This window comes from Rhodococcus sp. 06-418-5 (assembly GCF_002258285.1).
GTDB lineage: Bacteria > Actinomycetota > Actinomycetes > Mycobacteriales > Mycobacteriaceae > Rhodococcoides.
The window spans coordinates 425,041-451,669 of sequence record NZ_NOYE01000016.1 but is presented as its reverse complement, the minus strand read 5'-3'; the positions used below and the strand labels follow the sequence as shown (position 1 = coordinate 451,669).

The 26,629-nt window shown below is 64.6% G+C and carries 20 protein-coding genes; 9 read left to right on the top strand and 11 right to left on the bottom strand.

The annotated features are described in order from the left end of the window. The first annotated feature begins 38 nt into the window (after nt 1-38). Genes CH274_RS14560 through CH274_RS14530 form a run of 7 tightly spaced genes read left to right on the top strand, consistent with a single transcriptional unit; the run spans nt 39 to nt 8,239 of the window. The gene (locus CH274_RS14560; protein ID WP_094657831.1) at nt 39-1,055 is read left to right on the top strand and encodes a LacI family DNA-binding transcriptional regulator; all 1,017 of its coding nucleotides are present in this window, start codon (nt 39-41) and stop codon (nt 1,053-1,055) included. Next, nucleotides 1,052-2,059 carry a 2-hydroxyacid dehydrogenase gene (locus tag CH274_RS14555; RefSeq protein WP_094657830.1) on the top strand — a complete coding sequence of 336 codons (1,008 nt, stop codon included), beginning with the start codon at nt 1,052-1,054 and terminating at the stop codon, nt 2,057-2,059. Before CH274_RS14560 ends, CH274_RS14555 begins: the two co-directional genes overlap by 4 nt. Further along, nucleotides 2,056-3,273 (top strand): D-mannonate dehydratase ManD, encoded by a 1,218-nt coding sequence (manD, locus tag CH274_RS14550; RefSeq protein WP_094657829.1) that lies wholly within the window; start codon nt 2,056-2,058, stop codon nt 3,271-3,273. The genes CH274_RS14555 and manD overlap by 4 nt, the downstream gene beginning before the upstream one ends. A gap of 4 nt (nt 3,274-3,277) precedes the next feature. Further along, entirely contained in the window at nt 3,278-4,795 is a 1,518-nt protein-coding gene (locus tag CH274_RS14545) for a mannitol dehydrogenase family protein (protein WP_094631032.1), read from the top strand. A 58-nt stretch (nt 4,796-4,853) separates the two neighbouring features. After that, nucleotides 4,854-6,218: an MFS transporter gene (locus tag CH274_RS14540; RefSeq protein ID WP_094657828.1), complete on the top strand. Its 1,365-nt coding sequence runs from the start codon at nt 4,854-4,856 to the stop codon at nt 6,216-6,218. Nucleotides 6,219-6,224: 6 nt separating this feature from the next. After that, nucleotides 6,225-7,163, top strand: a complete 939-nt coding sequence (locus tag CH274_RS14535) for a sugar kinase (RefSeq protein ID WP_094657827.1) — start codon at nt 6,225-6,227, stop codon at nt 7,161-7,163. 26 nt (nt 7,164-7,189) lie between these two features. Next, nucleotides 7,190-8,239 (top strand): L-idonate 5-dehydrogenase, encoded by a 1,050-nt coding sequence (locus CH274_RS14530; protein ID WP_256993577.1) that lies wholly within the window; start codon nt 7,190-7,192, stop codon nt 8,237-8,239. Nucleotides 8,240-8,254: 15 nt separating this feature from the next. Here the strand turns inward: CH274_RS14530 and CH274_RS14525 are convergent, their stop codons facing one another. The 10 genes from CH274_RS14525 to CH274_RS14480 form a co-directional block, all read right to left on the bottom strand. After that, on the bottom strand, nt 8,255-8,839 hold the full coding sequence (locus tag CH274_RS14525) for a hypothetical protein (protein ID WP_032394633.1): 585 nt from the start codon (nt 8,837-8,839) through the stop codon (nt 8,255-8,257). Between the two features lie 107 nt (nt 8,840-8,946). Continuing rightward, entirely contained in the window at nt 8,947-10,032 is a 1,086-nt protein-coding gene (locus tag CH274_RS14520; RefSeq protein WP_032394632.1) for a glycosyltransferase family 4 protein, read from the bottom strand. A gap of 54 nt (nt 10,033-10,086) precedes the next feature. Continuing rightward, nucleotides 10,087-11,349, bottom strand: a complete 1,263-nt coding sequence (locus CH274_RS14515) for a hypothetical protein (protein WP_256993576.1) — start codon at nt 11,347-11,349, stop codon at nt 10,087-10,089. Further along, nucleotides 11,336-12,445, bottom strand: coding sequence for a glycosyltransferase (locus CH274_RS14510; RefSeq protein WP_032394631.1), 1,110 nt, complete (start codon nt 12,443-12,445; stop codon nt 11,336-11,338). Before CH274_RS14510 ends, CH274_RS14515 begins: the two co-directional genes overlap by 14 nt. Next, nucleotides 12,435-13,700, bottom strand: coding sequence for a hypothetical protein (locus tag CH274_RS14505; protein ID WP_094658044.1), 1,266 nt, complete (start codon nt 13,698-13,700; stop codon nt 12,435-12,437). The genes CH274_RS14510 and CH274_RS14505 overlap by 11 nt, the downstream gene beginning before the upstream one ends. A gap of 243 nt (nt 13,701-13,943) precedes the next feature. After that, nucleotides 13,944-15,470, bottom strand: a complete 1,527-nt coding sequence (locus CH274_RS14500) for a flippase (RefSeq protein WP_094657825.1) — start codon at nt 15,468-15,470, stop codon at nt 13,944-13,946. Beyond that, nucleotides 15,470-16,522 carry a glycosyltransferase family 4 protein gene (locus CH274_RS14495; protein ID WP_032394629.1) on the bottom strand — a complete coding sequence of 351 codons (1,053 nt, stop codon included), beginning with the start codon at nt 16,520-16,522 and terminating at the stop codon, nt 15,470-15,472. The genes CH274_RS14500 and CH274_RS14495 overlap by 1 nt, the downstream gene beginning before the upstream one ends. Beyond that, nucleotides 16,432-17,805, bottom strand: a complete 1,374-nt coding sequence (locus CH274_RS14490; protein WP_094657824.1) for an O-antigen ligase family protein — start codon at nt 17,803-17,805, stop codon at nt 16,432-16,434. Before CH274_RS14490 ends, CH274_RS14495 begins: the two co-directional genes overlap by 91 nt. A 40-nt stretch (nt 17,806-17,845) precedes the next feature. Then, the gene (locus CH274_RS14485) at nt 17,846-19,246 is read right to left on the bottom strand and encodes a sugar transferase (protein WP_256993575.1); all 1,401 of its coding nucleotides are present in this window, start codon (nt 19,244-19,246) and stop codon (nt 17,846-17,848) included. Nucleotides 19,247-19,475: 229 nt separating this feature from the next. Then, entirely contained in the window at nt 19,476-20,183 is a 708-nt protein-coding gene (locus CH274_RS14480; RefSeq protein ID WP_094631038.1) for a GAF domain-containing protein, read from the bottom strand. 168 nt (nt 20,184-20,351) lie between these two features. Here CH274_RS14480 and CH274_RS14475 point away from each other — a divergent pair, with 168 nt between their 5' ends. After that, the gene (locus CH274_RS14475; protein ID WP_094631039.1) at nt 20,352-21,470 is read left to right on the top strand and encodes an endo-1,4-beta-xylanase; all 1,119 of its coding nucleotides are present in this window, start codon (nt 20,352-20,354) and stop codon (nt 21,468-21,470) included. Between the two features lie 49 nt (nt 21,471-21,519). Beyond that, the gene (locus CH274_RS14470) at nt 21,520-22,440 is read left to right on the top strand and encodes an alpha/beta hydrolase (protein WP_094657823.1); all 921 of its coding nucleotides are present in this window, start codon (nt 21,520-21,522) and stop codon (nt 22,438-22,440) included. On the opposite strand, the gene CH274_RS14465 is transcribed toward CH274_RS14470, so the two are convergent. Continuing rightward, complete coding sequence (locus CH274_RS14465) at nt 22,434-26,567, bottom strand: bifunctional nitrate reductase/sulfite reductase flavoprotein subunit alpha (RefSeq protein WP_094657822.1); 4,134 nt, start codon at nt 26,565-26,567, stop codon at nt 22,434-22,436. The genes CH274_RS14470 and CH274_RS14465 overlap by 7 nt on opposite strands. Nucleotides 26,568-26,629: the final 62 nt, after the last annotated feature.

The following is a 26,629-nucleotide window of genomic DNA, read 5'->3' as shown; positions in this document are numbered from 1 at the left end:
GTTGTGCTCAGCATCACAACGAACCCCCGAGGTGAACCATGGCACCAACGCTCACGCAGGTGGCACAGCAAGCAGGCGTATCCCTGTCGACGGCATCGCGCGCGTTCAGCAATCCCGACCGTATCGGTGCCGACACACTCGCCCGGATCATCGCGGTCGCCGACGACATCGGCTACGTCGCCGCCTCGGGTCGATCGTCGGACACTCGCATTGCGGCGACCACCGTCGCGGTCGTGGTACCCGACATCGGCCACACCGTCTTCGCAAGCTTCGTCAAGTCTGCCCAGGCCCAGGGCTGGCATCGCAGGCAGACCATCGTCCTGACCGACACCGACGGAAGCGCCGACCGTGAGCGTGAGGTGATCGGGGAGTTGCAGGGGCGAGTCGACGCATTGATCGTCTGTGCGCCGCGCCTGCCCGCAGAGGACATCGTTCAGTTGGCGGGCGACACCCCGCTCGTACTCGTCAACCGGTCCTCGGACGAATGTGATTGCGTCGTCGCCGATTCGGAGGACGGAATTCGGCAAGCCGTGGACTACCTGGCAGCTCTGGGGCACTCGCACCTCGCGTACGTCCAGGGATCGCCACAATCCTGGTCCAACGCGCGACGTGTCGACGCCGTCGAACAGTTCTGTGCCGCACGAGGAATCGTGCTGGACGTGCTGGGCTGGCAGCAGGAAACCCTTGCGGGTGGTCACGCCGCCGCCGCCAGCGTCGTCGCGACGGGGGCCACCGCGGTAATGACCCACAACGATCCCATGGCCATCGGAGTCATGAACGGAGTCCGGTCGATGGGCCTGGCGGTTCCCGAGGATCTCAGCGTCGTCGGCATCGACGACTCACCTCTTGCCGAACTGGCGCATCCTGCTCTGACGAGCATCAGCGTGCCGATGGGTCGCGCCGGTCTCGTCAGCTCCGACCTGGTCTTCCAACGCGCAGCCGAGCCCGATTCGCCCGCGCGCACCATCCATCTCCCCACCCAACTCGTGGTCCGTGCCTCGTCCGGCCCCGTCCACACACGCACTCTCGTTCCGGGAAAGGACGAATCGAAGTGAAGGTCGTCATCGCAGATTCGTACCTGCTGCCCCATCGCGCCCGATTCGAGGATCGGATTTCCTCCGACGTCGCCCTGTCGTGGCACGAGAACTTCGACGTCGATGCGATTGCCGCCGACGTCGCCGACGCGACCGTGTACGTCGGCGGAAAGTTCCCGGCCGCGCTGGCCGAAGCATCGCCCAAGCTGCGGTTGGTGCACGTCGCCGGAGCCGGCACCGACGGCGTGGCCTTCGATGCTCTGAGCCCGCAGACACTGGTGGCCAACACCTTTCACCACGAGCGGTCGATCGCGGAGTACGTTGCCGCCACCGCGGTTGTGCTACGCCGCCGATTCCTCGAACAGGACCGGCAACTGCGGGAAGACCGATGGGCGTCGCCGGTCTACGACCGGACGCTTCGGCAGTCCAGCTCACTGGGTTCGGCGACCGTCGGATTCGTGGGCTTCGGCCACATCGGCGCGCAGTCCTGGGCACTGCTGCGCGCATTCGGCTGCACCGGTATCGCGGTCACGGGCAGCGGTTCGGTCGACGCCGCTGAGAACGGATTGACCTGGGCTGCCTCGACGGACCGCCTCTCCGCCCTGATGACCGAGGCCGACGTCGTGGTGGTATCCGCACCACTGAACGAGCGCACCACCGGAATGATCGGCTCCACGGAACTTGCGGCCCTGGGAGCCGAGGGGGTCCTGATCAACGTCGGACGCGGACCACTCGTCCAACAGGATGCGCTGTTCGAGGCGTTGTCGACCGGTTCGCTCGGGGGAGCCGCCATCGACGTCTGGTACGACTACCCGTCTGCGGACGGTGTCGGTGCACCATCGCCGCATCCGTTCCACACGTTGCCGAACATCCTGATGACACCCCACTCGTCCGGCATCACCGGCGAAACCTTCGAAGGCCGAGTCGACGACATCACCGCCAACATCGGTCGACTCGCAGCGCACGAACCACTGATCAATATCGTTGCCGGCAAGAACTTCATGGCAGAGGCAGTGATCTCGTGACCGACAGGATCATCGCTGCCGACGTGATCGTCTGCAGCCCCACCCGCAACTTCGTCACCCTCAAGGTGACCACCGCGGACGGCGTCGTGGGCTACGGCGACGCAACGTTGAACGGCCGGGAACTCGCGGTGGCGTCGTACCTACGCGATCACGTCGCGCCGTTGCTGATCGGCCGAGATCCGGCGCGCATCGAGGATACCTGGCAGTACCTCTACCGCGGTGTCTACTGGCGACGCGGATCGGTGACGATGGCCGCGATCGGGGCAGTCGACCTCGCACTGTGGGACATCAAGGGAAAATCGCTGGGGCAGCCGGTCTTCCAACTTCTGGGCGGAGCCGTCCGGGATCGCATCCTCTCGTACACCCATGCCACCGGATGGGACACCGCGGAACTGATCGACTCGGTCGACCGGCGTCGGGCACAGGGCTTTCGCGCCGTGCGTGCCCAGTCGGGAGTTCCCGGTCTCGACTCGGTGTACGGCGTGCACCGAGGGGCGCAGGGATACGAACCTGCTGGGCGCGGTGCATTTCCGGTCGAGGAAGTGTGGGATACCGACGCCTACCTCAATCATGTCCCCGGCGTACTGGCAGCGGTACGTGAACACGTCGGATCCGAACTGAAACTGTTGCACGACGCGCACCATCGATTGACTCCGCAACAGGCTGCGCGACTGGGCAAGTCGCTCGAGGACGTCGATCTGTTCTGGCTCGAGGACGTCACCACCGCCGAGGACCAGAGCGCCCTGCGGCTGGTGCGCCAACACACCACGACTCCGCTCGCCATCGGTGAAGTGTTCAATACGATCTGGGACTGCCAGCAGCTGATCTCCGAGAAGCTGATCGACTTCATTCGCGTCGCCATCGCGCATGCCGGCGGCATCAGTCATGTGCGCAAGATCTTCTCGCTCGCCGAGGTGCACCAGGTTCGCTGCGGACCCCATGGACCGTCCGATGTCTCGCCGATCACCCTCGCCGCGAGTGTGCACCTGGGCATGGCGACGCCCAACTTCGGAATTCAGGAATTCATGGGCTACGACCCGCTGGTCGACGAAGTGTTCCCACACGCATGGTCGTTCGCAGACGGCTATCTCACCCCGGGTGATGCGCCTGGCCTCGGCGTGGACATGGACGAATCGTTGGCGGCGAGGTATCCGTACGAACCCGCGTATCTACCGGTTGCGCGTCGCCTCGACGGTTCCATGACGGATTGGTGACGAGATGAGTGAAGCGAGACTGTCCCGTTCGGCACTCGCCGGCTCGGGGCTCGCCCCCACGCGGCCGGACGGAACCGGAATCGTGCACCTGGGCCTGGGGAACTTCCACCGCGCACACCAGGCCGTGTACACCGCGGCCGCGCTGGCGCAGGACGGCGGACGCTGGGGAATTCTGGGTGTGGCCAACAGATCTCGGACGATCACGGATGCCATGCTCGCGCAGGACCTGCTCTACGGGGTCGTAGAGATCTCTCCGTCCGGCTCGCGCGTGAGTGTGCCGGGAGCGCATACCGGAGTCATGGTTGCCGCGCACGATCCCGCGGCCGTCGTCCGAGCCATTGCCGACCCGGACGTCAGGATCGTCTCGATCACCGTCACCGAGCTCGGCTACACGTTCTCGCCCCTGACCGGTGAACTGAATCTCGAATCGACTGCAGTGCAGCAGGATCTGGCCCAGCCGGACACGCCGACGACGACCGTGGGACAGCTCGCGCGAGCGTTGTCGGTGCGGGCTCGAAGTCACGGAACTCCGATCACGGTGGCCAGCTGCGACAACCTGCTGGGTAACGGGGACCGCACGGCGGCTCTCGTGCGCCAGTTCCTCACCCGCTGCGGTGCCGACGACGTGATCGATTGGTTGGCGACGTCGGTGACGTTCCCCAACTCCATGGTCGATCGCATTGTCCCGTCCAGCAGCGAGTCGTACGACGCAGAGTCCACTGCCCGGTTGGGTGCAGTGGACACCATCGCCGTCCCGGCCGAGCCGTTCACGATGTGGGTGATGGAGGACAACTTCGTCGCAGGTCGTCCGCGGTGGGAGGCCGGCGGTGCCGTATTCGCTCGGCACGTCGAACCCTACGAGCTCATGAAGGTGCGGCTGCTCAACGGAACGCACTCTCTCATTGCTTATCTCGGCGCTCTGGACGGTCGCGCGACCATCCCGGATTCGATCGGACGGCCGTTCGTCGAGGCCGCGGCGCGAGCGGTACTCGTCGACGAATACCTCCCCACCGTGCCCGTTCCGGGCGACGTGGACATCGAGGACTACATCGCTCAGCTGTTCGTACGGTGGTCCAATTCCGCTCTGGGCCACAGAACGGCACAGGTCGGTTCCGACGGCTCGGCGAAGCTGGCGCAGAGAATCCCGACCCCCGTGCTGTATCACCTGCGCAACGGCGTTGTACCGCAACATCTCTCGTTGACCCTGGCCGCGTATCTCTGCTGCGTGTGCCCTCCCGAAGGTTTCGATCCCGGCCCGCACGCACGTGCAATGGCCGACCCAGCACGTGCGCGATTGGCAGGACTTGCCGCCTCGGCAGCGTCCAGTGAAGATGTCGTTCGATCGGTTCTCGAACGCGGCGACATCCTCCCCGTCGAACTGGCCGAGTATCCCGAATTCATCACACGCACAGCGGATTTGATGAATACTGTTGTCCGTCATGGTCCGATGGCAGCAGCCGTCGAAGCGGGGAGTTCTTCGCTCCGCCCTGTCGTCACAGCATCCCGGACCACACTCGACTGACTCCTTCCTTCTTCCTTCCTTCCTTCGGCTCAGGCCGTAACTTCACCCGAGGACAACCATGGACACGACCACAGAACCATCGGATTCTCCGAGAATCGCTCCGGCCAAGCATGATCCGACCGCGGTACGACGCGCGGCGTGGGCCGGCCTCATCGGCACCACGCTCGAACAGTACGATTTCGTCATCTACGGCACGGCATCTGCGCTGATCTTCAACAAACTGTTCTTTCCCAACATCTCTCCGGCCGCGGGCATCATCGCCAGTTTCAGCGCGTACGCCGTCGGGTTCCTTGCTCGTCCGCTGGGCGGGCTGTTCTTCTCTCGCTACGGTGACCGCCTCGGTCGCAAATGGGTGCTCGTGGCGACCCTGATGCTGATGGGAGGAGCAACGATGGCCATCGGGCTGCTGCCGACATTCGAACAGGTAGGCCTACTTGCCCCGGTGTTGCTGGTACTGTGTCGGTTCTTTCAGGGCTTCGGAGCGGGAGCCGAACAGTCAGGTGGCGCAACGCTTCTCACCGAGACTGCGGAAATCGGCAAACGTGGCCGATTGGCTGCCCTCGTCATGACCGGAGCGGCACTCGGCACCGCGCTCGGAGCCATCGCCTGGATTCTGGCCCAGTTGCTCCCCGATGACCAACTGATGTCCTGGGGCTGGCGAATGGTGTTTCTCAGCAGCATTCTGGTCACCGTTGCCGCGTTCATCATCAGGCGCAAGCTCAACGAGTCTCCGGTCTTCCAGGAGCTCAAAGCGGCCCAGGAGCGCCCGAAGGCACCGGTGAAGGAAGTGTACGCCAACGGAAAGCGGCCGCTGTTCATCGTCATGTTCATGACCGTCGGCATCAGTGCACAGTCCTACACGTACCAGGTGTTCATGGCCTCGTACATGAAGAACGACGTCGGCGTGGACCCCACGTTCATCCCGAAGGTGTTGCTGATCGGAGCTATCTGTGGCGGTATCGCGGCCTGGGGCTTCGGATGGCTCTCGGACAAGGTGGGTCGCAAGCCGGTGTACATCGGCATCGTCAGCCTGCTCGTCGTTCTGCCGGTCCCGACCTTCATGGCGCTGAACACCGGCTCGCACACGTTGATCACCCTGGTGATGATCATCGGATTCATCCTGGCATGCCAGGGAGCAGTCGGCGTCACGATGAGCTACTTCCCGGAGATGTTCGGTGCCCGATACCGTTACGCCGGGGTGACATTGGGTCGCGAGTTCGCCTCGGTGTTCGGCGGCGGCATCGCTCCGCTGTTGTGCGCGGCTCTGATCACCGCGTTCTCCGGCTCCTGGGTTCCCGTCGCCGTGTACATGATGATCATGGCGATCTCGGTACTCGTGGCCGCGTCGTTCGCTCCGGAAACCCGCGACAGAGACCTGACCGATCCGGCCAACGCCACCGATCCTGTACTCGTCAAGGCTTGATCTGCAGTGTCGGTACTGACCTTCGGCGAAACCATGGCTTTGACCACTGCCCAGGACCTCGGTCCACTCGCACACGTCTCGACGATGCGGCTGGGTATCGGGGGAGCCGAGACGAATTTCGCAATAGCACTGCGGCGGTTGGGAGTTCCGGTCACCTGGGTGGGCCGAGTGGGTTCGGACAGCCTGGGTGACCGGGTGGCCAGGGAACTGCACGCCGAACGACTCGACGCACACGTCGTTCGAGACCCCGATGCACCCACCGGCCTGATGGTGAAGGAACGCCGTACTTCCACTTCGACTCGGGTCTGGTACTACCGAGCGGGGAGTGCAGGCTCACGCTTCCGTATCGGTGACATCCCGGAGACACTCTGGGACGGAGTCAGGGCGCTGCACGTCACGGGAATCACCCCGGCATTGTCGGATACGGCGTGCAAAGCGACGCTGTTCTACGTCGAGCGAGCCCGCGAGCGCGGCATCGCGGTGTCTTTCGACCTGAACTATCGCCGGGCACTGTGGACGAGAACCGAAGCGGCACCGGTGTATCGGCAGATCATCGAGCAGGCCGACATCGTGTTCGCCGGTACCGAGGAGGCAGCCATCGCCGTCGGTGACGGCACTGCCTCCGAGTTGGCGGAACGTTTGTGCGAGCTCGGCACGGACGAGGCCGTCATCAAGCTCGGCGACCGCGGTGCACTGGTACGGGCCCGAGGCACCGAATACGTCTGCACTGCAGTGCCGGTGGACGTGGTCGACTCGGTCGGCGCAGGGGACGGTTTCGTGGCCGGCTATCTGTCCGAACGGCTCGTCGATGCACCGATCGACCAGCGGCTGCGAACGGCGACGACCGTGGGTGCCTTCGCGTGCACGGTCCCCGGCGACTGGGAGGGTATGCCGCGCCGAGACGAGCTCGACCTGCTCACCTCGGAGGAGGCTGTCACCCGATGAACGAGAACGGACGGACGAGTACCACCATGACCGAAGTACCGCGCATTCCCGAGAAGACCGTCGCCCTGGTCGCCCATGCCGCCGACGATCTGCGTCTCGACACCGTCGCAGTGACACCCGCGGCACCGGACGAGGCAATCATCGCCATCGCCTACGGCGGGATCTGCGGATCGGATCTGCACTACTGGCAGCACGGTGCTGCGGGTCAGTCGGTGTTGAAAGCGCCGATGCGGTTGGGCCACGAGGCATCGGGAACGGTGGTTCGTCGTGCCGAGGACGGCAGCGGTCCCGTCGAAGGCACCCCGGTGACCGTTCATCCGGCCACGCCCGGCGGAACGGGCGCGAAATACCCGGCCGATCGCCCCAACCTGTCGCCCGGCTGTCGGTACATGGGCAGCGCGGCACAGGTACCGCACAACGACGGGCTGTTCATCGGACACGTCGCCGTCCCGACGCGAATGCTCCGAGCCCTGCCGGCAGGACTCGATCTGAGAATCGCGGCGCTGGCCGAGCCCGCGAGCGTGGCCTGGCACGCTGTCGAACGCGCCGGAACCGTTCGGGGCGCAACTGTCCTCGTCGTCGGGACCGGTCCGATCGGTGCCCTCATCGTGGCGGTGGCCGCGCGGGCGGGTGCGGCGAACATCGTCGCGGTCGACCTGCAGGATTACTCGCTCGAAGTGGCACGTGCACTCGGTGCGCACCGGACGATCGATGCTCGCGACGGCGTGGCGATCGCCTCCGTCGAGGCAGACGTCACGTTCGAGTGCTCAGGTAATCACAACGGTCTGGCGTCGGCGATCAACGGCACCATGCGCGGCGGCCGCGTCGTGATGGTGGGGCTACCCCCGGCCGGTGATCAGCCGGTTCCGGTGTCGTTGGCGATCACGCGTGAGATCGACCTCGTCGGTTCCTTCCGTTTCAACGACGAGATGGACGACGTCATCGAGGCATTGGCCGACGGTTCCCTCGACGTCGGAGCGGTCGTCACGGCCGAATATCCCGTCACCGAGGCGCTCGACGCATTCGCGCTGGCGGCGGATGCATCGCGTTCGAGCAAGGTCCTGCTGACGTTCTGATCGAACAGAGCTCGACTACTCGAACTCGAGTCGCATGGATTGGCTCGTCATCTGCAAGATGAGCACGAAGCCGGTGAGAGTCACCACGATCGGTGCCCACAGGACGACGGCGACGAACGTGTCGACACCTCTGTCCACCACGATGTACACCGCGACGATGGAGGTAGCCAGCACACACAGCGCTATGTGTGCGGCCAGCCTCCATTTGTCGAAGAGGAAACCGGCCAGCATGCCGAGGGGTATGAGAAACGTGCACTTTCCGAGTGTCACCTCGGGCTCGAAGTCCGCGGTGATGGTGGCCCCGAAAATCGCGATATCGGCGATGACGACGAACGCGAAGGCCTGCCGGAGCGTCGGCCATGGACCGAACCACCAGAATGCGCCCATGATGTACGCGGCGATCATGCACGTCCACTGCACTATCGACGGGATCGGGGTGGTGGCACCGTAACCGAATGCCATCTCGAGGGTCACCACGACGGCCATGGCCAGACTCGCAGCCGAGACGACCCGTTTGACCCCCGTGGTCAGCGCGAGGGAGGCCATTACTCCGACACCCCAGTGATAGTGCTCGTTCGGCCGGTACGAAGCGCGTGTCACGTGTGTCCCCTTCCGTCGACCGCTTCAGGATTCAATCACACGCGACCGTGACGAGGATCATGTTTCTGCACTTCACCAGCTGATGCGTTCAGCGATCGAAGCGGCGTTCAGCCGATCAGCCGGTGTAACAGTTCGGGAAGCGTTTCGCCGATGTCGTGGCGACTGGCCACGCGGTAGCGAGCGCTGTCACCGAGTCGGCGCCGTCGATCCGCGTCACCGATGACGGTCGAAATCGCCTCGGCCAGAGCCGCGGAGTCACCGGGTTCGACCAGTACCCCCGCGCCGTCGGAGAGAAATTCGTGGGTACCGCCGTGATCCGTTCCGATCACCGGCAGCCCGTGCGACATTGCCTCGAGTACCGACAACGGACCGGCCTCCGGGGACGTACTGGCCGAAATCACGACATCCCACCTGCGGAGTGCGGACTCTGCATCGGTGTGCCCGAGAAACTCCACCCTGCCGGCGAGGTCCGATTCGGCGGCACGTTCGTGGAGCTCCGATACGTAGTCGCGATCGCCGGGAAAGCTTCCGCCGGCCAACTCGACTCGGATGCCGGGGAGTGTGGCGACGGCATCGAGGAGAACTCGGTGCCCCTTCCATGGTGTCAGCAACGCCAACATGCCGACCACCGGTGGGGTGTGAAGTTCGCCGCCGAAACGGGTCACCGGCCACGGCACTCCGTTGTGTGCCACCACCACCGGAAGGCCTGCCGCGCGGAGCGGAACGGCCGTTGCTTCCGAGACCGACACCGCGACCCGAATTGCCGGGCGGGAGAATCGAACCACCACGCGCTGCTTGAGAGAGTTCATGGTGTCGTGAACGAGCCAGGACGCACCGCGGGTCGGCCGGCACAATCGTGCGACCGGGAGCGCGAACAGGGAATTGACGACAGTTGTCGTGTCGGGTGCGCGCACGACGGAGCGCACTGCGCGTGCGGCACCGATCCACCTTCCGAGCAGGCGCAGCGCGGCGATACCGCGTGCGGCACCGTGCTCACCCCCGAGCCCGAGTTCGTCGATCCGAATGTGCCGGGTTCCGCTCGGCAGGCGACGCGCCAATGGTCCCGCGGGGCAGGCGATCACAGTTCTGTGGCCGCGGCGCTCGGCCTCGTCGATCAAATTGAGCAGCACCTTCTCCGCACCGGAAACCTGTCCGGTGTGGGCCAGAAAGAGCACGGTCGACTCGTCGGTCATGTGTTGGCCCGTCTGTGTGGCAAGGGTGGTTCGCGAAAGCGAACTCGTGACTCGTCAGGCATGGTGCAGTAGAGCGACGGGGTCTCCGCACATCCTCTGCAGCGCTGAATCGACGACCGCGACGTCGATCATCTTGCTGCAGAACGATGCTGTGTAGGTCCGCCCACCGGCAATCTCGGCAATGAGCATCGTGCAGCCGTCCGGGCCGTCCGGTTCGAGTGATGCGGCCATCTGCGGTGGCCTGCCGTCGTCGACCCAGTCGAGGTGATCGAACACTCGCACTCGCCCGAGGTCGCTGACGGCCAACCTCAATGTCCCAGGAACGTCGACGACCGAATCGTCGACCTGCGGTCCACCGGACGACCGAACTCGCGTTGCGATGTCGCGGAGCTGCGACATCCCCAGTACCGCTATGGGCCAACCGGATTCGATCACCTCACGCATCGCCGTAGCGATAGCGACGGGTGTCGTGCCCGACGGCAGGTGAAGTGGAATACCGACGGCGAAGTTCCCGTGCGAATTCTGTTGTGCGGGATCGAGGTAGCGTCGACTGTTGAACAAGACCATGATGTGCTCGGCGACGTCGACGCCTTCTGCGCGCAGTGCCGCGCTCCAGAGCGCGATCGAGATCGACGCGGCTGTCGCACCCGGCATGTTCTCGGCCGTCCAGTGCTTGAGTTCGTCCACCCGTGCTCGGCTCATGTACCCGGCACGGCTGACTTTCGCGGTTTCCCAGTTCTCGATTCTTTGGCGGGGAGCAGACCCGTCGTCGACCTCGGGTCTATGGCGTCCGCGCAGCCTACGGAAGTCCAAGATGGTCTTGGGGTTCCGAGAATAGTGACGCCACAATGCTTTCCACGTGGAACTCGCGGGCAATCCTGACGCGAGCCCGGGAACCAGTGTCCCGTCGGCATCGTCGCAGAATGCCGCCAACATCATCACGCCGATCTGGCCATCTCCGATTCCGTGCGAGTAGTCGATGGCGAGATGGTCGTCGAACACGATCACGTCGAGCGGGCTGCGCTTGCCGTCTCGGGATCGAATCTCGGTGAGCATCCGACCCAGGTCGTTCGTGGGGCCGGTACTCGCGGTGACGTTGTCACCTGCGATGTCGGTGCGGTAGCGCCAATGCCGAGTGTACGACCGCGGTTCCAGTGCGAGGTGTGCCTCGGCATCGGTCTGTTCGGCGGCCGTGAGCGTTCGTCTCGTACGTCCGACGTCGAGACCACGAACCGGACCGACAGCGGTGATTATCCGGGTGTCGGCGAACACTCGATCCAGCGCAGTCGCGCGGTAGCGGTGCTCAGCGGACGGCATCGACGACCTCCTGCATTCGACTGCGGAAGTTGGCGCGAGAAAAGCCTTCCGCCCACGTACGGATGGCGGCGCGGTCGTAGTCCGCAGGGTCGAAGGAGCGCATGGCCTCGGCGAATCCGGCGATCACGTCGTCGTCGGAGCCTGGAGATACGTGCACCCCGGTCTTCCCGGGTACCACCGAGTCCATCGCACCGCCGTCGCCCAGGGCGATGACGGGTGTTCCGGTTGCCATGGACTCGACGGGGACGATCCCGAAGTCCTCTACGCCCGGCATCAGAAGGGCTCGCGTCGTGCGGTGCAGTTCGAGAAGCTTCTCGTGTGAGACTCGTCCCAAGAAGGTCGTTTTGGGTCCGGCAAGTTCTCGGCAGGCGTTCATCGCGCGACCGTCTCCTGCCACCACGAGGGGAACGTCGGCTTCGGCGGCAGCGCGGACCGCGATGTCCGGACGCTTGTAGGGGACAAGGCGTCCCGCGAGCAGGAAGAAGTTCTCTCGCTCGACGGACGGATCCGGTGTGAATCCCTCGGTGTCGACGGGAGGATGGACAACCACTGCGTCGTCGCGCCCCCACCAGTTGTCGATACGACGCGCAACTGCACTCGAATTGGCCACCACGGTGGTCAGTTTCGGTGCGGCGGCTATCTCGCATCGACGTGCGACGGCCGACAATGCCGTCAGTATCGCCGCTCCGGCTCGACCGCCACCCTCGCCTGCGCGCAACTCGGGGTCCCAGGCCCACCGTGCCGGGCTGTGTACATAGGCGATCACCGGGGAGTCGGTGGCGAACACGGCCTGGGTAGCGAAGGCATGGTGGCTGACGACCACGGCATCGAAACCGGTGAGCGGCATTCGGCGAAAGGCCAGCGGCATCAGCGGAAGAACGGGCGCGTACGACCGTTGGCCCAACGCGTTGTACACCCGATTGAGTCCGGTCGTGTGCGGCTCGCGACTGATTCCGGCCGGTACCCCTGACGGCCGGGAGATCGGTGCGAACACCTCGGCCGCAGGCCAGTGCAGAGCAAGTTGTTCGATGACGTGCTCGGATCCGGCAATCTCGGTAAATCTTTCGTGTACGACGGCAATTCTGTCAGCTGGCATGTCTCTGGCCTTCCGGCGCGATCGTCTGTGCGGTCCGTTCCACCCGTCGGGTCGACCTACCGCTCTGCAGGACCAGATGTACGGGGATGTCGAAGTCGTCGAGCAGCCGCAGTGCGGCGGTAGCCGCCTTCTTGTCTCGTCCGCGTTTCGAAACCAGCACCACCACGGTCTCGACGTCACCCACGTCGATGTGCTGCCACCACGGGTCCGATACGCCGAATTCTGCGGTGGCTCGGCGAGGTTCGGTTGTCCGGTCCTGATCGTGATCCGACTCCGACACGGCACCCTCGCCGACCAACAGGACGATCACGCTCTCGCCCTTGGGAGCAGCGTGTCGAGCGCCTCTCGAGGCAGTCCGGTCGCCGCGTTCGAGCGCAGCGATCCGCGCAGCTACGGCAGGCGGCACCGTATCGCCCGACTTCGGGTCGAAGTGTGCACCGTACTTGCGCGAGACCCGACGGGCCCAGGAGCGAGAGGGCTTGCGTCCGAGGCGTCCTCGGAGCAGCACGATCAGTTCGGCCGCGACGATGAGAGCAGCGAGCGCTGCGACGAGTGCCTCCGAGACCGGTTTCGGCGATACCGGAGTGGTGCTCCGTTCGGGGTTCGACAGCACGACGAGTCGATCTCCGCCCGCTGTGGCCTGAACCTCGCTCAGGCGGGCGCGCAGATCGGCCAGCTCGGAGACGGCCGCGGGCCGACTCGGATCGTCGGGTGCCAGGGCATCGATTCGAGCCTGTTGCGCGTCGACTGCGGACTGTGCATCGCTCGTACGATCGCCGGAGTCGCGAATTGCATTGGCAGTGCTGGTGCTTGCCATGGTCGACACCATCGCCTCGGCCAGATCCGCGGCGAGTTCGGGAGATCGGGTTGTCACCGTCACGATGAGCAGTGCAGGCGAGGTGCCGGGGGAGAGCTCCACGCTCGAGGCGAGTTCCGCTGCGTCCATATCGGAATCGACCTGAGCGAGTACCTCGTCGAGAACACTGCGATCGGTTGCCAGTTCCATGAACGGCGCGCGCATCTGCTCGATGAACGCGTCACCGGGAACCAGAGTCTGGGCCGGTTCGATCTCGGTGACGACCGACGCGGCGTACTGCTTGTCGGTGAGTTCGCTCCTGAGGTAGAACACCCCTGCACCGACCAGCAGCGCGATGACGAGGGCTGGCAGAAATGCTCGGCCCAGCTCACGCATATGGCCGGCCAGGTCGATGGGTGGGGGTACGTCGCCTCGGTGTACGGCATCGTGGACGGACATCAACCGCATATCCTTCCGTCGTTGATGCGAGCGGATGTACCGCTTCGGCGGTTCGTGGAGCCGACGGGCTCGATGATAGCCGGGGTCGGGTGTCGGTCGCGTAGCCGTGCCGCCCGTGAATGAAATTGCACATCAACAACATTGGAATAACAAGCACGGTGATTTGTTGCGATCGCGAAACCGAACTTCGAGTCCGGACCGAGCCGCCCGAATCGGGCGATGTGTCCGTTGTTTCCGTGGTTCTCACTCGGATCGCGCACGGTGCCGTCCTTTCTCTGCCGCTCCCGGCAGTGGTGACTCGACGAGTCCGATCGCGACGAGCGCGTAGAGCACTATCGCGACCAGCAGCGCCGCCGCAGCGGAGACGAGCAGCCACAAGCCGGGGTGGTACTGCACCAGGAACCAGCCGCCGACCGTCGCAGCTGCCGCGATCACGACGACGACCGAAATCGACCGCACAGGAAACAGTTTGGAAATCGGCATACTCCGCGCGATCACTGCCCACAGCAGGACGAGCGTGGTTCCGATCGTCGCTACCGTGGAGATTGCAGCTCCGTCGTACGACATTCGCGGGATCAGAACGAGGTTCAACCCGACGTTCAGGGCCAGGCCGACCAACGCCACCACGGGGTAGTGTCGCTGCATTCCGGCCGATGCGAGCACGAAAATGCCCAGCATCACCAACGACATCAGCGCAGCGCCGATCACGAGCAGACGGGCTGCGTGCGCTCCGTCGACGAAACGGTCGCCGTACAGCAAGCCGATCAGCGGCTCGGCGGACGGTACGAACGCCGCGACAGCCATCGCCCCGAACAGTGCGAACAGCAGTGCAGCCGAACGTGTGCGCGCTCGAAATGCTGTCGTGTCGTGGGGCCACGACGCGACGAGCAGGGTGCTGATCGGTGCCACCGCGGCCAACACGAAGGTGTCGATCATGTCCGAGAATTTGTAGCCGATGGAGTACAGTCCCACGGCCTCGAACGTGTCGAGCAGGCTCAGCATCAACATGTCGATCTTGAGCATGGCGATGGTGAGAGCGAAGCCGATCGCCAGTGGTACGGCCTCTTTCAGATAGGGCCCCCAGCGACGGATTTCGATGTGCCGTGACGGTCGCAGACCCATGGAACGGTTGCCGATGCCGAAGCCCTTGGTCACCAACTTGAACACTTCGTTGGCCACGGCCGGGAGAACGAAGATCAGCAGGGTGGGGGCAAGCACGGCCGCCAGGACGGTCAAGGCCAATTGGAGTGCTTGGCCTGCGCTTTCGGCGACGGCCACCAGGACCAGGCGATGACGGCTCTGGAAGAGGACGCTCAGGGCGTGGCCCGGCGTGGCGAACACGACAACCAGTCCACCCACGACCGTGGCGAGAACCACTTCGCTCGGATACTGCAGCAGGAGAACGTATGCGACGGCCAGCACGTACCCCAGCAGCCCGAGGACGGTCCGCAGAGCCAGGAACGACGATGCCGTTCGACCGATCTCCTCGGGATCGTCGTCCATCAACTTCGCCAGCACGACGCGTCCGACACCCAGATCGGTGACGACGGACATCAAGCCGAGCAGCGCGAAGACGAAGCTGAACTGACCCCAATCGTCCGGTCCGAGGGACCGCGCGACCACGACGCTGCCTGCCCATCCCAGGGCTGCGATGATCACTCGGCTGATCAGGACGGCAATCGTGGCCTTGGCAGCGGCCTTCGGATCCGCGGCCACTGCACGGTAGTCGGGAGGTTGCTCGGTGCCGTCGAGTGCGAGGTCCTCGGCCATCAGACCACGCCTGCGGCTCGATATGCGCCGGCGGTGAGCTCTGCCGTTCGACGCCAGCTGATCTCGCGGGTTGCCACGGCTGCCGCGTCGACGAGGGCTGCGCGGGTATCTCCGTCGAAAGCGATGGGTTTCATCGCCTGTACCCAGTCGTCCACGTTCTCCGATTCGACGAGAACGGCACCGTCGCCGACGACATCGGGGAGGGCACCGACGGCACTGGCGACGACCGCGCCGCCCGAGGCCATCGCCTCGACGGGCGGGAGTCCGTAGCCCTCGTACCGAGAGGCGTACGCAGTGATGGTCGCGGCAGCGTAGAGGCCGGGCAGATCCTCGACGTCCACGTACCCGAGCCCCTGTGAATTGCGGGGGGCGTGGGGGCCGGTGGAGCCGGCCCCGGCCAACAGGCACGGTAGTCCGAGACTCTCCGCTGCGTCCGCCACCAGCTGAACGTTCTTGCGAGGCTCCACCGTTCCGACCTGCATGACGAAACGGTCCGGCAAGTCGTACTTGCGTCGAACGGCGTCCACCCGGCCCTCGCTGGGGACGCGAGCCCACGCTGCGGGTGCCAGGCCGACCACCGTGGCGTCGCGCCCGCTGACCGCCTTGATTCGATCGGCGGTGAACTGCGAGACCGCGATGAGCAGATCTGCGCGACGCAGTGCGCGCCGTACCAGTCTCTGCTCACCCAGTGCGCGAAATCGACTGGAAGCCGACGGCATGTCGATGACCGAGAGGTCGTGCACCGTCGCAACGGTGAAGGCCTTGGTGAGGAACGGCAGGTCGACGTCGAGGCCGTGCACCACATCGCAACGACCGACGGGGAGGGCACCGAGCACAGCGCGAGCCGCACCGCTGGTGACCGGCCTCTCCATCGCCGCGACCGAGGGTGGAAGATCGCCGACGGCGTCGCGCTGCACGCACGCGGCGAGATCGGTACCCGGTAGGCAATGTGGGAGCTCGTTCAGGAGTTCGCGAATGTAGGTCTGTACGCCGCTTCCGCCCGGTCGGAGGGCGAGCGCCCCGAAAACGATTCGTGTTGCGCTGCTGCGCATCCCACCACTCCTAACAAGAGCCAGAAATAGACATCGATCGGAAAGATCTCGAAATACGTGGAGACGAGACTGGCGAACATCGCGGCGACGATCGACGCACCGACTCCGAGGGCGAGCGCACCGTCGCTACCCGGTAGTGCCCGGGACAGGCGGGTGCACCACAGCAACGACGTCACCAACAGCGCCACGACGGCCCAGAGGCCGATCGGCCCCAGTTCGAGCAGCGCCTTGACGTAGTAGTTGTCCGGTTGATAGTTGGTCGACAGTCCGGATCGAGTGAACGCCTGACCCTCTGCGGTGGAAATGCGGTCTGCTGCAGACCCACTCGATCCCAGCCCCGTCCCGACTGGATGAACCAGAATGCTGGCGATGATGTTGGCCCAGCCGTCGCCGCGTTGACCCAGGCTGCTCGACGAGAAGAAGACCGACGTGATCTTGGGTACGAAGGGGACCGTGACGGCGACGGCCACTGCCGCCAGCGCGAACGGCGCGGCGAGGTAGCGGAAACGCACGGCGATCAAGTAGACGGCCCCGACGGCGAGTCCGAGGATCGCGCCTCGCACGATCGAGCTGGACATCGCGATCACCATCATCGGAGTCGCGCAGAGGAACAACAGGTTTCGCCGCCGACGCGGATCGGCCAGCGCTACCGCACCTCCGACCAGCAACGCCAACATCACGTACAGGCCGAAGGGGAACGGCAGATTGAACGTGCTGAACGTACGCAGCAGTCCGCCCGATGTTCGGACCTGCGTGCCGTATTCGTACCCCAGCGACACCAGTGCGGCGGGACCGGCCACCAGTTGCGCTATGCCGACCGCCGACGTGAACACGCCCATGCCCATGAGAACGGAGACGAGGTGGTCCCGATCGGTGTCGTCGAACGGTGCGAGCCACATGACGACCACCAGCAGGATGTAGAAGAAGGTGACCTTGATGCCGAACACGCCCACGACTCCGTACGTGGCGAACGCCGACACGCTGCCGAACACGACGAAGACCGCAGCGGCCGGCCACCACGGCACGAACACTCGAGGCGACGAGCCGCGGACGTGCCGTGGTCGACGCAACCACGCGCACAGGACCGTGAAGACGACGAGACCCTCCTTCCAGCCCGATACGATCCCGGGGAGGGGAACGAGAACCAGAAGTCCGTGCAGTGGAACAAGTCCGGCCAGCAAGAGAACCCCGCGCTGTGGCCGACGGTAGATCGCCGAGGCCACCGCACAGCCCAGCGCGAGCACCAGCGCTGCGCCGACACCGAGCGCGACGTACGTGATCACGCGGTGCCCCGAACGCGGTCGTGTTCGGCGTAGACCACGATCAGTCCTCGGCGCGCTTCAGAACGGCGAGAACCGTGAGAAACAGGATCTTGACATCGAGCCACACCGACCAGTTCTCGATGTAGTAGTTGTCCCACTCGGCGCGGTCGGCGATGGACGTCTGTCCGCGAAGGCCGTGCACCTGTGCCCATCCCGTAACACCTGCCTTCACGCGATGCCTCTCTCCGTACCGACGGATCTGCATCTCGAACAGGTCGACGTACTCGGGGCGCTCCGGCCGCGGACCGACCAAACTCATGTCGCCGCGAAGGACGTTGAGCAGCTGCGGAAGTTCGTCCATCGAGGTCTGTCGCATGATCTTTCCCACGCGCGTTCGTCGATCGACACCTTCGACGCCGCCGGGCGCGTCACCGGCCTTCCGCTCGAACTCGGCGTCGGAGGCACGGGGAGGCCGCATGGAACGGAACTTCAGGCAATCGAACGGCAATCCGTCGCGCCCGATTCGCTCCTGCTTGAAGAAGATCGGTCCAGGGGAACTCAGGCGCACGAGCAGCATCAGCGTCAGGAAGACGGGGGAGAGCAGCAGTAGGCCGAACGCGGTCAGAACCCGATCGAGAACTCCCTTGAGTGCGAACTGCCACCCCTTGGGGTTCACGTGCGGTAGCACCATCAACGGCAGACCGCCGATGTGCTCGACGCGGGCGTTGACACCTACTGCGTCGTACAGCCTCGGCACCACCCACACTCGCATGCCGAGTCGATGCGCTGTCCTTATGGCACCGAGGAGCTCCCGATCCTCCGTCGGTGCGAACGCGACGATCAGTTCTTCTGCTGCCGTTCTGCGAGCGATGGTCTCGAAGTTGCTCGGAACTCCGAGGTGAGGCAGATCGGCCGGGTCGCCCGCCGAGGACAGGTCGGCGACCGGTGCCTCGCCCACGTAACCGACCGGAAGCAGACCGTACTCCGGGAATTGCCGTGTCCGTGAAACGAGTTGGTGGGCAATCGGATCGTTGCCCAACACGATGGTCGGTGCGGCGGAGCCGTACCTGGTTCGAATCAACCGCTGCACGACGACACGGATCAAGCGAGCAACGGCGATCGTCGCGGCACTCGCCACCCAGATTCGCAGTACGACGGCACTCGGCCGATAGTCGGTGTCGGCCACGAACATCGAGACCATCAACGCCAGTGATGCGAATGCGACGGCGGTTTCGGCCGGCCCGATCTCGTCGAGGAAGTTGCGCCGGAGTCCGCGGCGATACATCGACTTGGCGGCGAGGATGCCGACGAGGAGCGGCAGGAAAAGCCATGGCAGCCAGCCGGTCTCGGTGAGACTCCCCGAATACCACAGCAGTGCTGCAGCCACGGCCACGACAGCAGCGAGGACGTCGACGGCCACGGTGATCGCCGAGTGCCACGGATCGACTCGGAGTCGATCCACGAGTGTTCGAGAGTCTACGACTGTGTCCGCCTCGGCAGCCCGAGAGCTGGTGCGCAATGAATCCAGGGTTTTGGGCACATCTACTTCCGGTGGCTAGTTCGGATCGGTGGTCCCGAATATCCCTTTTAATGTATACCGGGACGAAAGAGGCAACCCGGTCGACTTGTCAAAAAAACTCGAAGTCGGTTGTGGGCCGAAAAATGCTAATACCCGATGGGTATTTCGCCGGTTATTCGAAAATTCGCTCGCGAATGATCCACGCCAAATCCTGCAGTATCTGTACGTGGCCGGTAGTCCATTGACGGGGCTGCTGATCCCATACACAGAGGGTTCCGACTGAATGGCCCTCGTCGTCGGTGAGCGGGACTCCGAGGTAGGACACGAGCAGGTTGCCCTGCACCGACGGGTGATCCTTGAGCATGTCGTTGAGCCGTGCGTCCTCGACGACGAGTGGTTGTCCGAGGTCGATCGCGTAGCGGCAGATCGATCCGTCGAGAGGAACCTCCTGCGCGCCACCGAGTTCCGCAGGCAGCCCGAGAGCGCTCTTGAAGTACTGACGTTTGTCGTCGAGCAGCGAGAACGCAGCCGACGGAACGCTGAGGGCATCGGCCACCATGGCGACGACCCGGTCGTACCCGGCGTCGGAGTCGGTGTCCATCAAGCCCGTTCGGGTCACTGCGGCAAGCCTGTCCGGGTCGTCGATCGGGGTGCCGAACACTCGGGTGGCCTCGATCGGGTCGACACCGTTGTCCACGCCCTCCTGTAGAACTCGAAGCAGCGCACCGACCTCGGAATCGGGATCCTCGGACAGCTCTCGCACGATCTGATCGACCACAGCGCGTCGAATGTATGCCTCGGGGGACAGACCCGACTTCTCCGCTTGTGTGGCCAGCAACTCGTTCAGGCGGTCGTCGAAACCGGGAAATCCTGTTGTCATTGTCCAGATGGTAGTACAGGCCGTGACGTCTCACCGACGCCCGAGTCACTGCATTCCATAATTCGGTTTTCGGCGTGGTTCTGCGGCCGAGGACCGAGACAAACCCAGCTGCGAAGCAATATTGCCGGTATTCGATTTCGAATTCACCGAGGTTGCTAACATCTGCCGATGAAACCGAGTTCACCGCGGCGAGCGGCAACCGCGCTTGTAGTCGTGTTGTTGTCCCTGGCTGCCGGGTCGATGCCGGCGGCCGCATCCGTCCTGCGGGAGCAACAGGTACCGGGGGACAATCCGCCGTGTTCGCGGCAGTCGGATGCCGTTCGGATCGGAGTGTCACCGGGCGCTTCGATAGGTGCGCTGTCTCCGACGGATCTGGATCGAGAACTGACGCTCGCCCGCGACGCGGGGTCCTTCGCGGTTCGTCTCGACATCGATTGGTCTGCCATCGAGTCGACGCGGGGCAGGTTCGACTGGAGCCGAACGGATCGGGTGATCGATGCCGTTGTGGCCCACGGGATGTGCGTGCACGGCATCGTCGCGTACACACCGCGATGGGCACGTGTAGCCGGTGCCGTCAACGATTCGCACTCCCGTCCTGCGAACCCTGCGACCTTCGCTGCGTTCGCCAAGACCGTGGTTCAGCGGTACCAGAGCCGAATCAAGATATGGGAAGTGTGGAACGAGCCGAACATCGTGACGTTCTTCAAGCCCGTTCCCGATGTGGCGGCCTATTCGGCGCTGCTTCGAGCGACCTACACGGCGATCAAGCAAGTACAACCCGATTCCACCGTGCTCGCAGGCGGGATGGCACCCTCCGAGGACAAGGACGGCAACATCGCGGGTACGACGTTCCTGTCGAAGATGTACGCGCAAGGATCCAACAAGTACTTCGACGCCTTCAACGTTCACCCGTACACGTGGCCGTACCTACCCAACGACCCGGACACGGCGTCGTGGAACACCGCCATGAAGATGTGGTCCATGCGAGACACCATGATCGCAGGCGGCGACAGCGGCAAGCAGATCTGGATCACCGAGTTCGGTGCGCCAACCGGGACCGCACCCAACAGTGTCAGCGAGCAGGTGCAAGCGGACAGCATAGGGATCGTTCTCGATGCCGTCCTCGGCAACGACTGGCTCGGACCGGCCTACGTGTACAGCCTGCGCGACGCCGGCACCGACACAGCAGACACCGAGCAGAACTTCGGCTTGGTGCAGCGCGACTGGACGCCCAAGATCGCCTACGGACGCGTCGACGCCTACGCCGCCGAGCACTCCGGACGCTGATCGACCGACTCTCGGCCATTGCTTCGACCTGGTGAGCTATTGTCTGCGCATGAATTCGCAGCCGGGGGGCTCGATCCCAGATCGCATCGATGTCACGTTCGATTCTCACGGTGACGCCTGCGCGGCGTGGCTCTATCTTCCGAGGGACACCGGCCCGGCTCCGGTGATCGTGATGGGGCACGGCCTCGGCGGAACTCGGGAGATGCGGCTCGACGCCTATGCCGAGCGCTTCCGCGCCGCGGGATACGCCTGCCTGGTATTCGACTATCGCTACTTCGGGTCCAGCGGCGGCGAGCCACGACAGCTGCTCGACATCGACGCGCAATTGCAGGACTGGGCCTCGGCTATTGCTCATGCCCGCTCACGTGCAGATGTGGACAACTCCCGAATCGTGTTGTGGGGCTCATCGTTCGGCGGTGGTCACGTCATCGTCGCCGCCGCCCGAGACCAGCAGGTCGCGGCAGTGATCTCGCAGTGTCCGTTCACCGACGGAATTGCCTCGGGACTCGCGTCGAACACCTGGACATCGATGAAGCTGTCCGGCCGGGCACTGGGTGACCTGGCAGGTTCGGTGATCGGTCGACCGCCGCTGATGGTGAACACAGCCGGACGACCCGGGACGACCGCGCTGATGACCTCACCCGACAGCTACGACGGTTACCTGGCACTCGCGCCGGACGCCGACGAGACCTTTCACAATCGAGTCGCAGCGAGAGTTGCGCTGCATATCGTGCGGCACCGGCCCGGGCGTCGGGCCAAGGACGTTCGGTGCCCCATCCTGTTCGTCGTCTGCGAAACGGACTCGGTTGCGCCGGCGAAGGCCACTCTGCGCTACGCGCGTACGGCACCGCAGGGAGAGATCAAGACCTACGACGCCGGTCACTTCGAGATCTACCTGGGTGAGGCGTTCGAGCGAGTGGTGGCTGATCAGATCGAGTTCCTCACCCGCACGGTTCCATCGACTCAGTAGACGTCGCGTACGTATCGCTTCTCTGCGGCAAGGGCTTTGACGTAGGCCTCGGCACTGCTGGGAGCGAGTTTGCCGTGTTGTGCCACCACGCCCTTCAGCGCGGCGTCCACGTCTTTCGCCATTCTGGACGCATCGCCGCACACGTAGAAGTGGGCACCGCGGTGAATCCAGTTCCACAGCTCGGCCCCGTGCTCGCGCATCCGATCCTGGACGTAGACCTTGTCCTTCTGATCGCGCGAGAAGGCGACGTCCAGGCGGTTCAGCGACCCGTCGCTCAGCATCGCAGTCAGTTCGTCGCGATAGTAGAAGTCCGTGTCGGCGTGCTGTTCACCGAAGAACAGCCAGTTGTGGCCGGTGTGCCCGAGTGCGCGACGCTCGTGCAGGAAGGCGCGGAACGGGGCGACGCCGGTACCCGGGCCCACCATGATCATCGGGGTGGTGGGGTCGTCCGGCGGCTTGAAGTGCGAGGTCTTCTGCACGAAGATTCCCACATCGTGGTTCGACGCATGGTCGGCCAGGTAGGTCGAGCACACGCCACGTCGCGGAACTCCGTGCACGTTGTACCGCACCGCCGAGACCGTCACCTGTACCTCGTTGGGGTTCTCCTTCGGACTCGACGAGATCGAGTACAGCCGTGGCTGCAACGGTTTCAGAACTCCCAGCCAGTCGTCCACCGAGGCTCGAACCGGGTGTGCAGCAAGCACGTCGATCGATTGACGACCCCACATCCAGTCGGACAGGGCATGCTTGTTGTCGGGATGCAGCATCGCCTCGAGATCGTCGTCCGCAGTCCGTCGATGGACGAACTTCAGCAGATCCGGTGTTGCACGGGCGATCTCGAGGTGGCGGCTCAGCGCCGTGCGCAGCGACATCGAGCCGTGTCCGGCGAGGTCGACGGCTGCATCGCTGTCCAGGCCGGTGGCGTCGAGCCACTCGTCGACATAGGCATCGCTGTTTCGCGGCCACACTCCGAGCGCGTCGCCTACCTCGTACTCGAGCGTGCCGTCGGGCAGATGGAATCCGAACTGACGGACATCCTTGACCGATCCGCGTGCGGTCAGTACCCGATTTCGTACGAGAGTCGTCACCAGCGGTGACTTCTTGCTGTACCGCTCCGGCTCCGCGCGGGTCTGCGGAACGGTGCGGGCAGACTCCACCCGTGCTTCCTCGATGGTGGTGTCGTCATCGCGCCGAAGCAGATCGACCACCGCATCGAGCCACGCCGCCGCCTCGCTCTCGTAGTCGGGCTCGCAGTCGACGCGCTCGAGCAGTCGCCGGCCACCCAGCTCGGCGAGACGCTCGTCGATCCTGCGTCCGTGGCCGCAGAAGTCCGCATAGCTCGAGTCCCCGAAAGCGAGTACGGCATAACGGATTCCCGGAAGCGTCGCCGCGGACTCGGCGGCGAGGCTGTCCCAGAACGTCGCACCGTTGTCGGGCGCTTCGCCGTCACCGGTGGTACTGCTGACGATCAGCACATCGGCCTCGGCGGGCACACGATCGACGGTGAACGTATCCATCGAGTGTTCGGCTATCGTCAGACCGGCTCCCCGCAGGTGGGCCAGGCAGGACTGGGCGTACTCCTCGGCGGTGCCGGTCTGCGAGGCCCAGAGCAGCAGCACCGGGCGACCGCCTGGATCAGCAGTATCGGCCGATACGCCGGAGACAGCACCGTCGGTGTCGGGCCTACGCGAGAACAGTCCTGCGAGAACGCCGTCGAGCCATGCGTGGGTCTCGGGGGACAGGGGAGTCTGCGACGGCAGGGTGGGCGTTCCGGCGGCGCTGCGGCCCGCCTCACTGCCCAGACCGTCGAGAAGTCCTGCGATGTAACGCTGCTCGATGGTGGTCAGGGGTTCCGAAGGGCCCGCAGGGCGGCCGACGATCGTGGCGAGTGCATCGACCGGATCGTGGGAATGCTCGTCGTCCGCGGGTGAGGGTGATCGGGCTGCAACAACTCTCGTGAGCGTGACAGCGCACGCCTTGAACTCGGGTTGTTGAGAATACGGATCGATGGCGTCGTTGGTGACGGCATTGATGGCGAGATACTCACCGAATTCGTCGTTCCAGTGGAAGGGTGCGAAGCAGCTGCCCGGGAGCACTCGATCGGTGACGACGGCAGGGAGGACGGCTCGGCCTCGGCGGGACGCGACCTCGACGCTGTCGCCGTCGATCAGACCGAGCCGATCGGCGTCGTGTGGGTGCACCTCGACGAAGGGCCCGGAATCGAGTTTGTTCAGTTTTGCGACCTTGCCGGTCTTGGTCATGGTGTGCCATTGGTGCGGCAGGCGCCCGGTGTTGAGCAGAAACGGGTAGTCGTCGTCGGGCATCTCCGCAGGCATCATGCTGGGCCTGGCGAAGAACTGAGCGCGACCGCTCGGGGTGGGGAAGGACAACGCGGGGATCGAACCGTCCTCGGCCACCCGTCGTCGTTGGCTGACCCCGTCGTTGAGGTAACGGATCGGGTGCCGGGTGGTCGACGCGTCGGGCGGACACGGCCACTGGATGGGACTTTCGCGTAGGCGATCGTAGGTGACTCCGCGAATGTCGTAGCCGGTGTTCGGATTCCAGAACTGCTTGATCTCCTCGAACACCTCCTCGGCGCTCGCATACGTGAAGGCATCGGAGTACCCCAGCGCGCACGCCATGTCGGCGATGATCTTCCAGTCCGGCAGCGCACCGCCCGGTGCCTCGAGCGCCGGTTGGAACAGCGTGAGGTTGCGTTCGGAGTTGACCATCACTCCGTGCGCTTCCGTCCACAACGCAGCGGGCAGCATCACATCGGCGTACTCGTTGGTTTCGGTATCGGCGAAGGCATCCTGAGTGATGACCAACTCGGCGCGCTCGAGACCGTCGATCACCGTCGTTCTGTTGGCCACCGAGGCAACCGGATTGGTGCAGATGATCCAGCAGGCCTTGATCTCACCGGCAGCGAGCTTGGCGAACATCTCGATGGTTCCGCCGCCGACATCGGTGCGCAGAGTTCCACGCGGAACGCCCCATCGGTCCTCGACGAATTCGCGGTCGCCGTCGTTGACCACCGCTCGCTGTCCCGGCAGCCCCGGGCCCATGTATCCCATTTCCCGTCCGCCCATGGCGTTCGGTTGACCGGTCAGTGAGAACGGGCCGCTACCGGTCCTGCAGATGGCACCGGTCGCCAGATGGAGGTTGCACAGCGCATTGGTGTTCCAGGTTCCGTGCGTCGACTGGTTCAGGCCCATAGTCCAGCAGCTCATCCAGTTCTCTGCGCCGCCGATCATCGCGGCGGCGGCCCGCAGGTCTTGCTCGGCGAGACCGGTTGCGGCGCAAACCTTCTCCGGGGTGTAGTCGCTGAGGAACTCCGGCATGGCGTCCCACCCGTCGGTGAACTCCGCGATGAACTCGGGGTCGATGTCGCCGTTCTCGACTATGAGCGCGAGCAGACCGTTGAGCAGCGCGAGGTCCGAACCCGGTTCGAGTTGCAGGTGCAGGTGGGCCTTGTCCGCGGTGGCGGTGCGACGGGGGTCGACGACGATCAGCTTCGCGCCTGCCTTGACTCGGTCCATCATCCGCAGAAAGAGAATGGGGTGACAGTCGGCCATGTTGGAGCCGATGACGAAGAAGACGTCGGCGTGGTCGAAGTCCTCGTAGGATCCAGGCGGGCCGTCGGCACCGAGCGACTGTTTGTATCCGGTTCCCGCGCTCGCCATGCAGAGTCGGGAATTGGACTCGATCTGGTTGGTGCCGATGAAACCCTTGGCCAATTTGTTCGACAGGTACTGGGCCTCGATCGACATCTGCCCCGAGACGTACAGCGCGAGCGCATCGGGACCGTGTTCGTCGATGATCGCTCGCAGCCGCCGGGCGGTGTCGTTGATCGCCACCGACGTGTCCGTGCTCTCCGGGCGCTCGCCGCGGCGGTGCCGGATCCGAGCCTTCTCGAGCCGTCCGGGTCCGGCGAGCATGTCCGCGGTGGTGGTTCCCTTGGTGCACAGTCGGCCGAAGTTGGCCGGGTGAGACTTGTCGCCGACGGATTTGGTGACGACAGGCCTGGTCGTGGTGGTATCGGAGGTCAGGGATGGGCCGCCGACCTCGAGCACCATGCCGCATCCCACGCCGCAGTACGCGCAGAGTGTCTTCACCGTGGTGACCATGCATTCCACAGTGCCCGGCCCAGGGTGCGCCGTCATTACACCTCAGTTAGCCGGATATGACG